The sequence below is a fragment of the Coprococcus sp. BIOML-A2 genome (assembly GCF_009875795.1).
Lineage (GTDB): Bacteria > Bacillota > Clostridia > Lachnospirales > Lachnospiraceae > Coprococcus > Coprococcus aceti.
This window is the reverse complement of sequence record NZ_WWSI01000004.1, coordinates 23,198-38,494: the sequence shown is the minus strand read 5'-3', so window position 1 is coordinate 38,494 and position 15,297 is coordinate 23,198. Positions and strand designations below refer to the sequence as shown.

Genomic DNA, 15,297 nt, shown 5'->3' with positions numbered 1-15,297 from the left:
ACATAATTAAGTGTTGAATTATAGTAATATAGCATATAATATTATGTATGTTGGATGTAAGTTCGCATGGAATTATGTGCGAAGGGGAAGAGCGTGATTTTATGAACAATAACACAGATGATAACAATATAGATAAAGATAATGTGAACACTGATGCCGCTGAAGAGATAGTTGCTGAAGAGACAATATTCGGGGGGACAGAGACCGAACCGGAGACTGCGGCATCGGATGCAGCCATTCCCGATGGAGCAGGGATACCGATATTCCCAGATAATGAAGCTTCTGATGAAGCGGACGAACCGGATGACAAGCCTGCAAAAAAGACTCACAGGGCTTTGAAGATCACAGCGGCTATATTTGGAGCGGTGGTCGTATGTACATATATAGTTATATCGATATGGTTCATGTTCCATTACAACTACAAGACATACATCAATGATATAGACTATTCGTTTTACTCACTTGATGATGTCGATGCATACATAGAGAGTTACATACAGGATTATTCCCTCACACTCAAGCTCAGGGGCGGTGAGGAACATGTCATAAAACCAGAAGATATATCGCTTGATATAAAGCCGAATATAACAGCCAAGAAGATCATAAGCGAACAAAATGGTTTCCTCTGGCCTTATTACATGCTAAAGAGAAAAGATTATGACCTTTACTATTCAGCGTCGTATGACAAGGATGCTCTCGAGAATCTTTTGAAGAGCTATGACAGTCTTGACGAGTCCAAGATGGAGAAACCGGAAGATGCCTATGTTACGATCAAGGATGGAGAATCAACAATTATTCCTGAATCTGAAGGAAATTATCTTGATTTTGACAGATTATGCTGTATAATAGATGAGGCGATTGTTAAAGGTGAATCCGTGCTTGATGTATCGGAAAGTGACGCATACGAGAGTCCTGAGCTCACAGCCGACAGTGAAGAGATAGTAAATGAGCAGAAGGAACTTGCAAAGATCCTTGAGATGACCATTACATATGAGATAGATCAGGTGTCATGGAAGCTTACCAGCAAGGAATATGGCGACTGGATCAGCAACGTAAAAGGAAAATGGAAATTCTCAGAAGACAAGGTGCGTGAGTATGTCGAGAATATCGCAAGCAGATACGATACATACGGTGTGCCGAGGAATTTCAGAACTCATAATGGTGATGTCATCACTCTGGCGAATACCTGGTATGGCTGGATGATCGATGTGGACGGTGAGACAGAAGAGCTCATGAAGCTTCTTGAAGCCGGAGAGTCCACAACACATACACCGCCGTTTGACTGCTACGCTGCAGTTTATCACGATGGCGGCGATGATATCGGTGATTCATATATCGAATGTGATTTTGGCCAGCAGCATGTATATGCATATGTAGACGGCAATCTTGTGTGGGATTCCGACTGCGTAACCGGAAGCCTTGCAAACAATGGCAAATACAGAACACCTGAAGGTGTATATACGATCCTGTATAAGAAGACACCTGCTGTGCTTATCGGCGATGACTATGAGACTCCTGTAACATACTGGATGCCATTCATAGGCGAGCTGGGAATCGGATTCCATGATGCATCGTGGAGAAGTTCATTCGGCGGTGATATATACAAGAACAGCGGATCCCATGGATGTGTAAATCTTCCTGTATCCGCGGCAGAACAGTTGTTTAATATAGTATATGACGGAATGCCTGTCATCTGCTATTATTAAAGTGTAATTGGAGACGTACCCAAGAGGTTGAAGGGTCCGCACTCGAAATGCGGTAGGTCGGGCAACCGGCGCGAGGGTTCAAATCCCTCCGTCTCCGTTATAACTTATATAGATCCTGGTCAGGAATAATATCCTGACCTTGTTTTGTATTATGGGGGTGATGATTTGGTAACATACGATCAGTTGACGGAGGCTGCCTCGTATTTGAGACATGCGATAGGAGATGTTCCTGATATAGCCTTTATCCTGGGCAGTGGTCTGGGACATATGGCGGACGTTATTGAGAACCCTGTGTATGTGGATTACGGAGATATTCCACATTTTCCTGTATCTACAGTAGCAGGACACAGAGGCCGCTTCGTATACGGATGTATCCACGGGAAAAAGGTCCTTATCATGCAGGGACGGGTCCATTATTATGAAGGATACGATATGAGCCAGGTTGTCATGCCTGTCCGTGTAATAGGGCTGCTTGGTGTAGATAAGCTTCTGCTCACAAATGCTGCAGGCGGAATATCTGAGAAGCTTGAGCCGGGCGATATCATGATGATAAGTGATCACATTTCAACATTTGTACCATCGCCACTCATTTGCAGTTACTATAATAAATTGGGTGTGAGATTTCCCGATATGACACATGTCTACGATGTGGAGCTGAATAGCTATATCAGAGAAGCATTTGCTGAAAATGATATTGATTTCAGGTCGGGTGTATATATTCAGGTCACCGGTCCTCAGTATGAGACTCCTGCAGAGATAAGAATGTTTGCGGGAATGGGGGCAGATGCAGTTGGAATGAGCACTGTATGTGAAGCCATAGCTGCAAGACATATGGGAATGCGTGTCGCAGGTCTTTCCTCAATATGCAACAAAGCTGCAGGCCTCGGCGGAGAGCTTTCGCACGAGGAGATCATTGCGGCGGGCGATGAAGCGTCAGGAAGACTTGTTCGTATCATAGACTCATTTATACAGAAAATATAATTATGGAGATCATATATGGATGTAATATTGTACACTGATGGATCTGCCAGAGGCAATCCAAATGGACCTGGTGGATATGGTGCTGTTCTTCAGTTTATCGATGCAAAGGGACAGCTTCATGAGAGAGAATACAGCCAGGGATATATAAAGACAACAAACAATAGAATGGAGCTTATGGCGGCGATAGTCGGGCTTGAGGCTCTTATAAAGCCATGTAATGTGAAATTGTATTCAGATTCACAGTATCTGTGCAACGCATTTAACCAGCACTGGATAGAGGGCTGGATCAAAAAAGGCTGGAAGCGCGGCAAGAATGAACCGGTCAAAAACCGGGATCTGTGGGAACGTCTGCTTGCAGCAAAAGCACCACACAACGTGGAATTCCTGTGGGTCAAAGGTCATGCCGGCAACCCTGGAAATGAGAGATGTGACATGCTGGCAACAGCAGCCGCAGACGGCGATGGAAAAATAACTGATGAAGGTCTGGATCAGGCCTGAGTACGAGGAGATAAGACATGAAAAAGGCAGATTTCAGAAAACTGTTTGATGATAAGATACTTATACTTGATGGAGCCACAGGAACAAATCTTATGAATGCAGGCATGCCTCTTGGCGTGTGCCCCGAGAAATGGATACTTGAACGTCCACAGATAATGTTTGACCTCCAGGTTGCATATCTGAACGCCGGCACAGATATTCTGTATGCTCCAACCTTTACATGTAACAGGATAAAACTCAACGAGTATGGGCTTGCCGATGATCTTGAGGACATGAACAGAAGACTTGTAGAATTGTCTAAGGAAGCGGTCAAGGCTGCAGGCCATGGCCTCGTGGCGGGCGATATCACCATGACCGGCGAGATGCTCTATCCTATGGGAAAACTGAAGTTTGAAGAGCTGGTCGACGTGTATAAGGAACAGATAAAGGTCATAGACGAGAGTGGTTGTGACCTGCTTGTGGTCGAGACCATGATGAGCCTCGCTGAGACCAGAGCTGCGGTTATTGCGGCAAATGAAGTGTCAGATCTCCCTATAATCGCCAGCCTTACATTCAACGAGGATGGACGTACCCTGTATGGAACCGATCCTGTGACAGCAGTAAATGTTCTTCAGAATCTTGGAGTGGCAGCTATAGGTGTAAACTGTTCCACAGGCCCTGATAAGATGGTCGAGCTTGTTAGACAGATGAAGAGCATCGCATTTATCCCTGTATTTGCAAAGCCGAACGCCGGAATGCCGGAGCTTGTAAATGATAAAAGCGTATATCGGATGACCCCTGAGGAATTTGCTGAAGATATGAAGATGATAATCGAGGCCGGGGCCGGAATGGTTGGTGGCTGTTGCGGTACGAGACCTGAACACATAAAGGCTCTTGCTGATATGGCTTCCAAGATGCCTGTTCCTGAGATAAGTTCAGAGCATGTCAGATGTATATCATCTGAGCGTTCATCTCTCATAATAGATCTGGATGCTCCGTTTAAGGTTGTTGGAGAGAGAATCAACCCGACTGGAAAGAAGAAGCTTCAGGCTGAGCTCAGGGAGGGATCTCTTGAGCTTGTCATGAATATGGCCGAAGAGCAGGTAGATAAAGGCGCTTCAATACTTGATATCAATGTCGGTATGAATGGTATCGATGAGAGAGATATGATGCTTAAGGTAGTATATCAGGTATCGCAGGCTGTAAACCTTCCGTTATGCCTTGATTCCAGCTCACCAGAGGTACTTGAGGCGGCACTTCGTATCTATCCGGGACGTGCGCTTGTCAATTCAGTATCCCTTGAGAAGGTGAAGATGGAAGAGATACTGCCTCTTGTAAAGAAGTACGGAGCTATGTTTATTCTTCTTCCTCTGTCGGATAAGGGGCTTCCGGAGAGTCCACAGGAGAAGGAGGACATAATCAACACGGTGCTTGGCACTGCGTATGAGATGGGATTTACGAAGAATGATGTGGTTGTGGACGGACTTGTTGCAACGGTCGGTGCCCAGAAGGACGCTGCCATCAACTGCCTGAAAACCATAAACTACTGTTATAACAACGGACTTGCAACCATCTGTGGTCTGTCCAACATTTCATTTGGACTTCCTGAGAGAATGTTTGTAAATACAGCATTCCTCACCATGGCTATCTCTCGTGGACTTACGATGGCTATAGCAAATCCTTCCCAGACCATGCTCATGAATGCTGCATTTGCTTCTGATATGCTGCTTTTCAAGGATGAGAGCGATGTCCGTTATATTGAGAATGTCAAACCTCTTGAGCTTGCCTCACCGGGAGCGGGTGCATCCGGCGGCAAAGCAGGATCTGATCTGGAGGGAAAAAGCCAGATATACATAGATGTTCTCAAGGGAAATAAGAGATCAATACTTGACGATGTACACGCTGTGCTTGACAGCGGAGCTGATCCCCAGTCCATCATAGATAACGATCTGATAGGTGCGATAAATGAGGTTGGACGACTCTTCGAGAAGAAAAAATATTTCCTGCCACAGCTCATATCAAGTGCTGAGACCATGGAGATGGCGATAGGTGTTATAAGTCCACTTGTTCTGAAGGACAAGGACAGCTCTGATATGCCTACCATAGTCGTGGCGACAGTTGAGGGCGATATACATGATATAGGTAAGAACCTCGTGGTTCTTATGCTCAGAAACTATGGATTTAATGTTATAGATCTCGGCAAGGATGTTCCTTGTGATGTGATAATACAAGCGGCAAAGGATAATAACGCCAGCATAATCGGACTGTCAGCCCTCATGACAACCACCATGGTCAAGATGAAGGATGTTGTTGAAGCTGTGAAGGAGAATGGCCTGGACAGTAAAGTTGTTATAGGCGGTGCAGTTATAACCGAGAGCTACGCCGAGGAGATCGGTGCGGATGGATATTCCGAGGATGCGGCAAACTGCGTGGTTGTAGTCAAGAATCTTCTGGGCATAGAGTAAATATTTGGAAAAATCCGGATATCTCACTATAAGTTTTGGGGTATTTGTAAATACACAACAAAAATTATCAGAAATAACAGATAAAAATAATTACAAAATTCACGTTATAAATTGACATTAAAGTGGTTTATAACTATAATAATTTAGTACATTTTAAAGAGACGAGTTGAAAGGTGGTACATATAGATGGGTAATATTGTTTTGTCACTGCTTGTTGACAACACATCAGGAGTTTTGAGCAGAGTGTCAGGACTGTTCAGTAGAAGAGGCTATAACATTGACAGTGTGACAGTAGGAGAGACTGAGAATCCTGCTTATTCCAGAATGACTGTTGCGGTTAGTGGCGATGAAGCCAGTCTCATCCAGATTAAAAAGCAGCTCAACAAACTTGAGGATGTAGTAGATATCGTAGAACTTGAGCCGGGCAAGTCTGTGTGCAGAGAGCTTGTACTTGTCAAGGTCAAGGCAAATCCATCTGAGAGAAAGGATATTATCTCAGTTGCAGATATTTTCAGAGCGAATATAGTTGACGTTTCCAAAGATTCGGTTATTATAGAACTTACGGGAACAACAACCAAGTGTGAGGCGTTCCTCAGACTGCTCGATGGACATGAGATAGTTGAGCTTGTACGCACAGGTCTCACAGGTCTCATCAGAGGTTAACACGTTTTTAATTATCCAAGTGGTAGTTAATATATAAGTCATTTTATACATATTTAGGAGGATTAAAGAAATGGCAGAAGCAAAGATTTATTATCAGCAGGATTGCAATCTTTCATTACTTGATGGAAAGACAATCGCAATCATAGGATATGGTAGTCAGGGTCATGCACATGCCCTCAACGCTAAGGAGTCAGGATGCAATGTCATCATCGGTCTTTACGAGGGAAGCAAGTCATGGGCTAAGGCTGAGGCACAGGGATTTAAGGTATACACAGCCGCTGAGGCTGCAAAGCAGGCTGATATAATTATGATTCTTATCAACGATGAGTTACAGGCAGATATGTACAAGAAGGATATCGAGCCAAACCTTGAGCCAGGTAACATGCTTATGTTCGCTCATGGTTTCAACATTCACTTCGGTTGTATCAAGCCACCAAAGGATGTTGACGTAACAATGATCGCTCCAAAGGCACCTGGACACACAGTACGTTCAGAGTACCAGGCAGGAAAGGGTACACCTTGTCTTGTTGCTGTAGAGCAGGATGCTACAGGTAAGGCACTTGACCTTGCACTTGCATATGCACTTGCAATCGGTGGAGCAAGAGCCGGCGTTCTTGAGACAACATTCAGAACAGAGACAGAGACAGACCTCTTCGGTGAGCAGGCAGTCCTTTGTGGTGGTGTTTGTGCACTTATGCAGGCTGGTTTCGAGACACTTTGCGAGGCTGGTTATGATCCAAGAAACGCATACTTCGAGTGTATCCATGAGATGAAGCTTATCGTAGACCTTATCTACCAGTCAGGATTCGCTGGAATGAGATATTCAATCTCTAACACAGCAGAGTACGGTGACTATATAACAGGTCCTAAGATCGTTACAGCAGAGACAAAGAAGGCTATGAAGCAGATCCTTAAGGACATCCAGGATGGTTCATTTGCTAAGGAGTTCCTCCTTGACATGTCACCAGCAGGACGTCAGGTTCACTTCAAGGCTATGAGAAAGCTTGCTTCAGAGCATCCATCAGAGAAGGTTGGAGAGCAGATCAGAGCACTTTATAGCTGGAACAACGAGTCAGACAAGCTTATCAACAACTAATTTCTGGTTATATATTTAAACGTATACACTTTACCCGGTAATTACTGCATGCAGTGGTTGCCGGGTATTTTTTTTGAGGACCGTATCCGCACTGGATACAGGCAGCCGTTATGATAACCAGTGCAGCAACACCTCATTTTACTTTGAATGGATTTTGTGATAGTATATATAAAGTATTGCGTTAGATTTGGAGGCGTATCGATATGGGTAAGCAGCTTACAAAAAAAGACATCGAAAAGATGGAACAGGAGATCGAATATAGAAAATGTGTAGTCAGGAAGGAGAAGCTTGAAGCCGTAAAGGAGGCCAGAGCTCAGGGGGATCTCAGTGAGAATTTCGAATATTATGCAGCAAAGAAAGACAAGAATGCCAATGAGCGAAGAATCAGATATCTGGACAGGCTTGTCAGGACTGCAGATATAATAGATGATACTTCAGCAGACGATGAGGTTGGAATTGATAACACGGTAACCGTTTATTTTGAGGATGACGACGAGGAGGAAACATACAGAGTTGTCACAAGCGTTCGTGCTGATGTGCTTGACGGAAGGGTGAGCAACGTATCACCTATAGGCAGGGCGATCATGGGACACAAGGTTGGCGACAGAGTCCAGGTCGTTCCAGAGAAGGGTGAACCATATTATCTGGTCATAAGAAAGATTGAAAACACACAGGATGATGGATCATTTGAGATTAACTAGGTGGATCGTATGAATTGTTTGGAAGCACAGTCAAAGATAATGGCGTTTATTGAGAATAAACTCCCTGACGATGAACTCAGAGAGTTTATTAAGCATGTCAGATCATGCAAAAACTGCTATGAAGAGCTGGATATCTATTACACGCTTATAGTTGGTATGAAACAACTGGACGAGTCTGATAATATATCTACAGATTTTAAGAATGCCCTGGATAAGCATCTTGAGGAAGAGATGAACAGACTTACCACGGTAAAGAGAATAGCGAATTCCACGATACTGGTCGGAATTGCAGCCGTTGTTGCCGGACTTATATGGCTGTACAGCGGTGCTCTTGACAAGGTCTACAACTATGAACAGAATTCCAAACTCAGTGAGCAACCTGAATACTATTATGCTGAATTCTTTGGCTCAAGACTTTTGGACGATTCCCGCTATGATCTCAGTGATATCGACAGATATTACGAAGAACAAAACAAAGTCAGGGATGAAAGTACGGAATTTATGCAGAATATCAAAAAATATAATGCGAATCATAAGGGTATCGAATAGTCAGAATACTCTATGGCGAGCGGTAAATAAGAGGAGGTTTTCATGCCAGATACAGGTAAAAAGATATTGATAATAGATGGACACAGCATACTTAACAGAGCTTTTTACGGGCTTCCGGATCTCACCAACTATGAGGGACTTCACACGAATGCTGTCCTCGGTTTTCTTAATATTATATTCAAGATAATCGACGAAGAGAATCCGACAAATGTATGTGTGGCATTTGACGTTAAACAGCCTACATTCAGACATCTTATGTACAAAGAGTATAAGGGCACAAGAAAGCCTATGCCGGATGAACTGCGGGAGCAGGTACCACTCATAAAAGAAGTCTTGACAGCGATGAACGTCACCATAGTTGAGAAAGGTGGTTATGAGGCTGATGACATCATAGGCACATTGTCAAGAGTTGCAGATTCTGCCGGATACAAGGTTGTGATAGTATCGGGTGACAGGGATCTTCTGCAGCTTGCAACAGACAATATCCTTGTCCGTATTCCGAAGACAAAAGCAGGCGGAACCACGATAGAGAACTATTACGCAGACGATGTGAAGGATCTCTATGGAGTTACCCCAGTCCAGTTTATAGATATGAAGGGACTTATGGGTGATACGTCAGATAACATCCCGGGGGTTCCTGGAATAGGTGAAAAGACCGCCTCAAAGATCATTCAGCAGTGGGGATCTGTGGCAGGAGCTCTTGAACATATAGACGAGATCAAGCCTCCTAAAGCCCAGAAAAATCTTGCGGAGTTCTCAGAACAGGCAATAATGTCCAGAGAGCTTGCAGCGATCAAGCTTGACTGTGAACTGGATTTCAAGCTTGAGGATACCACATATGAGAATGCGTTTAATGACAATTCATACAACATTTTCAAAAGACTGGAATTCAAGAGTCTCTTAAAGAAGTTTGACAACCAGCAGACTGTAAGTGAACTGAAACCGGATATAACAGTGGTAAATTCTACAGCCGACTTTGCTCATATCGAGGATGCTGCAAAGAAATCAGGAGCTGTCGGTGTATACGTTGCCCACAGTGATGACATGATGCTCGGCATAGCCGTTGCCTGTGATTCAAAGGATGTGTACGTGATAAACTGTTCATCGGGTATAGATCCTGATGAGGCAGTCAAATTCATATACGATCTGAAGAATGCCGGAATCATCATATGCATGGAGGATCTTAAGAGCGCGCTGAAATATGTAGATTTTCATGAATGTGACACAAATGTACTTGATATAGGAGTGGCAGCATATCTCCTCAATCCGATGGAGGATTCATACGATTACGATGATGTCGCAAAGGAATATCTTGGCAACATACTTCCTTCTGAGAAGGAACTCATCGGCAAAGATGAATTGAATATATTTACATTTATAAGTGATAATTTTCTTGAAGTATTTTCGTACAAGGCGGTCGTTCCGCTCATTGCAAAGGATATCGTCATGGATAAGCTTGCCAAAGAAGGCATGCTTGAATTGTACAATAAGGTTGAGCTCCCTACCGTTTACACCTTATACGACATGGAAAAACGCGGAATAAGAGTCGATAAGGCAGAGCTTGAGGAATACAGCAAAAAGCTTGAGAAGAGGATTCAGGAGCTTCACGATTCGATAATCGGTTACGCAGGAAAAGAGTTCAATATCAATTCTCCGAAGCAGCTTGGACCTATCCTTTTTGAAGATATGGGCATACCGGGCGGCAAAAAGACCAAGACGGGCTACTCAACAAGTGTGGATGTACTTGAAAAGGTCAAAAACGAACATCCTATCATCGGAGATATTCTGGAATACAGACAGCTCACAAAACTCAATTCCACATACGCAGTGGGACTTGTGAACTATATATCGGATGACGGACGTATTCACGGAACCTTTAACCAGACTATCACGGCAACCGGAAGAATAAGCTCAACAGAGCCTAACCTTCAGAATATACCTATGAAGCTGGAACTCGGAAGACTTATCAGAAAGGCATTTATCCCTAAGGAGGGATATATATTTGTAGATGCCGATTACTCACAGGTAGAGCTTCGTGTACTTGCCCATCTGTCGGGAGATGAGGTTATGAAGAATGCCTTTCTGAATAACGTGGATATTCATGCCACTACGGCATCTGAGGTGTTTGAGGTTCCTATCGATGAGGTTACATCTCTTCAGAGACGGCATGCCAAGGCAGTCAACTTCGGAATCGTGTACGGAATCAGCGCATTTGGTCTGAGTGAGGATCTGGGTATATCCAGAAAAGAGGCTTCAGATTTCATTGCAAAGTATTACGACACCTATAAGAGTATAAAAGCGTATTTGGATGAACAGGTAGCCCACGCAAAGGAAAAAGGCTATGTGACGACCATGTTCGGAAGGATCAGGCCTATCCCTGAGCTGAAGTCATCCAACTTTATGCAGAGGAGTTTTGGCGAGAGGGTTGCCATGAATTCGCCTATACAGGGAACCGCTGCGGACATAATCAAGATCGCCATGGTGAGAGTTAACATGAAGCTCAAGGAGCTCGGACTGAAGTCACAGCTTATCCTGCAGATACACGATGAGCTTCTTATAGAGGCTGCCGAGGATGAAGTGGACATAGTGAAGAAGCTTCTCGTTGATGAGATGATGCATGCCGCAGATATGACCGTACCTCTTGAGGTGGGCGTTGCATCAGGAAATAACTGGTATGAGGCAAAATAATATGAAGATCATAGGAATAACTGGTGGTATCGGTTCTGGAAAAACTGCTGTGCTTGATATAATGCAGCGAGACTACGGAGCATTCATTATGGAGGCCGACGCTCTGGCTCACAGACTCATGGAACCGGGACAGATATCATACAATGACATAGTGGAACACTTTGGAAGAGATATTCTTGATGAAGACAGCAGAATCGACAGAGCAAAGCTTTCAGCGGTCGTTTTCAGCGATCAGAAGCAGCTCGATATCCTCAATTCCATAACCCACCCAAATGTAAAAAAGGCCATTCTTGAATCCATGGAGGAGCAGAAAAAGTCCGGATGCAGACTATACGTTCTTGAAGCTGCACTGCTTATCCAGGATGGGTATTTGGACATCTGCGATGAGATGTGGTATGTCTATGCAGACGTTTCAAAACGAATTGAACGTTTGTGTGCTTATCGCGGATTTACCGATGAAAAGGCAAGAAAAGTCATCGCTTCGCAGGAGCCTGACAGCTATTATGAGGAAAATTGCTCAAAAAAGATAGACAATTCAGGCAATTTAGAAAAATTGAGAAACCAGCTTAAGCTGGCGATGGGAATTGAGTGTTAGATTTTTTTAGTTATTATCACGGATTGTACGGATAAAAAGACAATTTTTTTGGCTATTTCTATTGAGAATAATGGGGCAATGAGTTAAACTTTAACTATGTGTGTTTTCATTATTTCAAAGGGGGAAATAAACATGAAGTTTATTGATCAGTTAAAAGAAAAAGCCAAACAGAATAAGAAAACGATCGTACTGCCTGAGACATCAGACATGAGAACAATCGAGGCAGCCGGCAAGGTATTGGCAGAGGGCATTGCGAACATTATCCTGGTTGGAGACAAGGAAGATATCATGAGCAGAGCTGGTGATATCGATCTCAGCGGAGCATCATTTGTTGACCCTAAGAATTATGAGAAATTTGATGAATACGTGGATGCTTTTGTAGAGATGAGAAGAAAGAAGGGCATGACCGAGGCAAGAGCCAAGGAACTGCTTTTAACAAACCCATTATATTTTGGATGTATGATGGTTAAGCAGGATGATGCAGACGGTATGGTTGCCGGTGCGATCAATGCATCAGCAGATGTGCTCCGTGCAGCACTTCAGACACTGAAGACTGCTCCGGGAACAAGAATCGTATCAGCATTCTTCCTGGTTGTAGTTCCAGATTGTCAGTATGGTGCCAACGGAACATTTGTATTTGCAGATGCAGGACTCAATCAGAGCCCGTCAGCGTCAGAGCTTGCAGATATCGCAGAGCAGTCAGCGAAGTCATTTGAACTTCTGGTTGATGAGACACCTGTTGTGGCTATGCTGTCACATTCAACAAAGGGAAGCGCAAAGCATCCTGACGTTGACAAGGTTATTGAAGCTACAGAGATCGTTAACGCTGAGTTCCCTGACCTTCTGTGTGATGGTGAGCTTCAGTCAGATGCAGCACTCGTTCCTGAGGTTGCAGCATCAAAGGCACCTGGAAGCAAGGTTGCAGGACAAGCGAATGTTCTTGTGTTCCCTGATCTTGATGCAGCGAACATCGGATACAAGCTTGTACAGAGACTCGCAAAAGCTGATGCATATGGTCCTGTTACACAGGGTATTGCAAAGCCTGTAAACGACCTGTCAAGAGGCTGTGTTGCAGACGATATAGTTGGAGTTGTTGCCATAACAGCTATCCAGGCTCAGGCTCAGGAGGACGGCAGAATGAAGGTAACTCCAAAAGAGAGATAGTAAAAGATAATTTTTAAAGATGATTTATTTACACATAAGTTGTGCAGGAGGATTGAAATGAAGGTTCTTGTAATTAATTGTGGTAGTTCATCACTGAAGTATCAGCTTATTGATTCTGATACAGAGGCTGTTATAGCAAAAGGACTGTGTGAGAGGATCGGTATCGACGGAAAGCTCACACATCAGACCATGGGTAAGGATAAGTATACAGTGGATGCCGCTATGCCGGATCACAATGCTGCTGTAAAATTTGTTCTTGACGCTCTTCTTGATACAGATAAGGGAGCTATCGCTTCACTGTCAGAGATCGACGCTGTTGGACACAGAATAGTTCACGGCGGTGAGAAGTTTGCGAATTCAGTAGTTATAACAGACGAAGTAATGGCGGCCATAGAAGAGTGTAATGATCTTGCACCACTTCACAACCCTGCCAACCTCATTGGAATCAGAGCATGTCAGGCACATATGCCGGGTGTTCCTATGGTTGCGGTATTTGATACAGCATTCCACCAGACCATGCCTGATAAAGCATATACATATGCAATACCTTACGAATATTACGAGAATTATAAGATAAGAAGATACGGTTTCCACGGAACAAGCCACAGCTTTGTATCCAAGAGACTGGCAGAGCTTATAGGCAGGGATATCAAAGATACCAAGCTTATCGTATGCCACCTTGGAAACGGATCAAGTATCACAGCAGTTGACGGCGGTAAGTCAGTGGACACTTCCATGGGACTCACACCTCTTGCAGGTCTTCCTATGGGCACAAGAAGCGGTGATATAGATCCTGCGATTCTTGAGTTCATTGCCGGCAAAGAGGGCAAGAGCGTTGAGGAGATAACAACTATTCTTAATAAGAAGTCAGGTGTATCAGGACTTTCAGGCGTATCAAGTGATTTCAGAGATCTTGACGCCGGCATGAAGGATGGCAATGACAGATGCCGTCTTGCTCTCGATGTATTCTGCTACAGTGTCAAGAAATATATTGGAGCATATGCAGCCGCAATGGGAGGCCTTGATGCGATAGCGTTTACGGCAGGAATCGGAGAGAACAATCCATATGTAAGAAGAGTATCAACAATGGATCTTTCATTTATGGGTATCGATATAGATGAGACTAAGAACGAGATCCGCGGCGAAGAGCAGAAGATATCCACTGACGCTTCAAAGGTTCAGGTATGGGTAGTTCCTACAAACGAAGAGCTTGCCATTGCAAGAGAGACTGTAGAGCTTGTTACAAAATAAGTCTTCTGTATAACGACAGGATTCAGTTGACGGAATTGTATAAAAATTTTGCAATATTTTGTTGACAATAAATATCTGTATATGTATAATAGCAGATGTGCGATTTTTAGGAGATATTATGTTAATTGATTTATCTGAGATTTTATCCACTGAGGGATTGACTAAAAGCGTTGAAGTACATGTAGACTTTGATAGTTTCCAGTTTAAGGGAATGGACTACCGGATTGGACAGGCAGATGATTTTCAACTGAATCTGTCGAATGACGGCAAGAACAGAGTCAAGGTTACCGGAAGCACTGATGTTGTCATGGAGCTTGTGTGTGACAGATGTCTGGAGGAGTTTGAAAGAACTTTCCATATAGATATCGACACAGTTATTGATACTTCCGTTTTGGATTCTGATAAGGTAGATGAGATAGATGAGTTAAGCTATTTTGAAGACTGTAATATCGATATGGACGCACTGTTGAAAAAGGAACTGATGGGTTTAGTTCCAATACAGATTCTGTGCAGGGATGACTGCAAGGGACTCTGTAAGGTGTGTGGAACGAATCTGAATCATGGTACATGTAACTGTGATGATTTTGTTCCTGATCCGAGATTATCAGTTTTTAATGACATCTTAAAGAATTGAGGAGGTGTGAATAATGTCAATTTGTCCAAAGAATAAGAGCTCAAAGGCTAGAAGAGATAAGAGAAGAGCTAACTGGAAGATGTCTGCACCAGCATTAGTTAAGTGCAGCAAGTGTGGCGAGTTAATGGTTCCACACAGAGTTTGTAAGAACTGCGGTTCATACAACAAGAAAGAGATTATCTCAGTTGCTGAGTAATTTCCAGTTCTCACTCGGTATTTGAGTAGTAGAATAAACAAGACCTTTCTTATTTTTATAATAAGGAAGGTCTTTTTTCGTGCACATATATACATGGCGGTTTGTATATTTGTACTGAAATATTTGACTTT

14 protein-coding genes and 1 tRNA gene are annotated in these 15,297 nt (G+C 43.5%); all 15 read left to right on the top strand.

All coding sequences use genetic code 11. The annotated features are described in order from the left end of the window. The first annotated feature begins 101 nt into the window (after positions 1-101). The 15 genes from GT575_RS09795 to rpmF all read left to right on the top strand — a co-directional run bounded on the left by GT575_RS09795 (position 102) and on the right by rpmF (position 15,166). Positions 102-1,706 carry a L,D-transpeptidase family protein gene (locus GT575_RS09795; RefSeq protein WP_161171927.1) on the top strand — a complete coding sequence of 535 codons (1,605 nt, stop codon included), beginning with the start codon at positions 102-104 and terminating at the stop codon, positions 1,704-1,706. Between the two features lie 9 nt (positions 1,707-1,715). Then, positions 1,716-1,803: transfer RNA gene (locus tag GT575_RS09790), tRNA-Ser, on the top strand. 68 nt (positions 1,804-1,871) lie between these two features. Beyond that, positions 1,872-2,687, top strand: a complete 816-nt coding sequence (locus GT575_RS09785) for a purine-nucleoside phosphorylase (RefSeq protein WP_242849647.1) — start codon at positions 1,872-1,874, stop codon at positions 2,685-2,687. Positions 2,688-2,702: 15 nt separating this feature from the next. Continuing rightward, positions 2,703-3,185, top strand: coding sequence for a ribonuclease HI (rnhA, locus tag GT575_RS09780; protein ID WP_022216442.1), 483 nt, complete (start codon positions 2,703-2,705; stop codon positions 3,183-3,185). Between the two features lie 17 nt (positions 3,186-3,202). Beyond that, complete coding sequence (locus GT575_RS09775; RefSeq protein ID WP_161171926.1) at positions 3,203-5,629, top strand: homocysteine S-methyltransferase family protein; 2,427 nt, start codon at positions 3,203-3,205, stop codon at positions 5,627-5,629. A 186-nt stretch (positions 5,630-5,815) separates the two neighbouring features. Beyond that, entirely contained in the window at positions 5,816-6,292 is a 477-nt protein-coding gene (gene ilvN / locus GT575_RS09770) for an acetolactate synthase small subunit (protein ID WP_015534958.1), read from the top strand. A 70-nt stretch (positions 6,293-6,362) separates the two neighbouring features. Next, positions 6,363-7,388, top strand: a complete 1,026-nt coding sequence (gene ilvC / locus GT575_RS09765; RefSeq protein ID WP_015534957.1) for a ketol-acid reductoisomerase — start codon at positions 6,363-6,365, stop codon at positions 7,386-7,388. Between the two features lie 203 nt (positions 7,389-7,591). Next, complete coding sequence (gene greA, locus GT575_RS09760; protein WP_015534956.1) at positions 7,592-8,089, top strand: transcription elongation factor GreA; 498 nt, start codon at positions 7,592-7,594, stop codon at positions 8,087-8,089. A gap of 9 nt (positions 8,090-8,098) precedes the next feature. After that, the gene (locus tag GT575_RS09755) at positions 8,099-8,638 is read left to right on the top strand and encodes an anti-sigma factor family protein (protein ID WP_022216444.1); all 540 of its coding nucleotides are present in this window, start codon (positions 8,099-8,101) and stop codon (positions 8,636-8,638) included. Between the two features lie 42 nt (positions 8,639-8,680). Beyond that, positions 8,681-11,326: a DNA polymerase I gene (polA, locus tag GT575_RS09750; protein ID WP_161171925.1), complete on the top strand. Its 2,646-nt coding sequence runs from the start codon at positions 8,681-8,683 to the stop codon at positions 11,324-11,326. After that, positions 11,313-11,921 carry a dephospho-CoA kinase gene (gene coaE, locus GT575_RS09745; protein WP_242992605.1) on the top strand — a complete coding sequence of 203 codons (609 nt, stop codon included), beginning with the start codon at positions 11,313-11,315 and terminating at the stop codon, positions 11,919-11,921. Before polA ends, coaE begins: the two co-directional genes overlap by 14 nt. 132 nt (positions 11,922-12,053) lie before the next feature. After that, positions 12,054-13,085: a phosphate acetyltransferase gene (gene pta, locus GT575_RS09740; RefSeq protein WP_015534954.1), complete on the top strand. Its 1,032-nt coding sequence runs from the start codon at positions 12,054-12,056 to the stop codon at positions 13,083-13,085. A 57-nt stretch (positions 13,086-13,142) separates the two neighbouring features. After that, positions 13,143-14,336, top strand: coding sequence for an acetate/propionate family kinase (locus GT575_RS09735; protein ID WP_161171924.1), 1,194 nt, complete (start codon positions 13,143-13,145; stop codon positions 14,334-14,336). Between the two features lie 118 nt (positions 14,337-14,454). Next, positions 14,455-14,970 (top strand): YceD family protein, encoded by a 516-nt coding sequence (locus tag GT575_RS09730; protein ID WP_015534953.1) that lies wholly within the window; start codon positions 14,455-14,457, stop codon positions 14,968-14,970. Between the two features lie 13 nt (positions 14,971-14,983). Further along, positions 14,984-15,166, top strand: coding sequence for a 50S ribosomal protein L32 (gene rpmF, locus GT575_RS09725; RefSeq protein WP_004850916.1), 183 nt, complete (start codon positions 14,984-14,986; stop codon positions 15,164-15,166). Positions 15,167-15,297 lie beyond the last annotated feature (131 nt).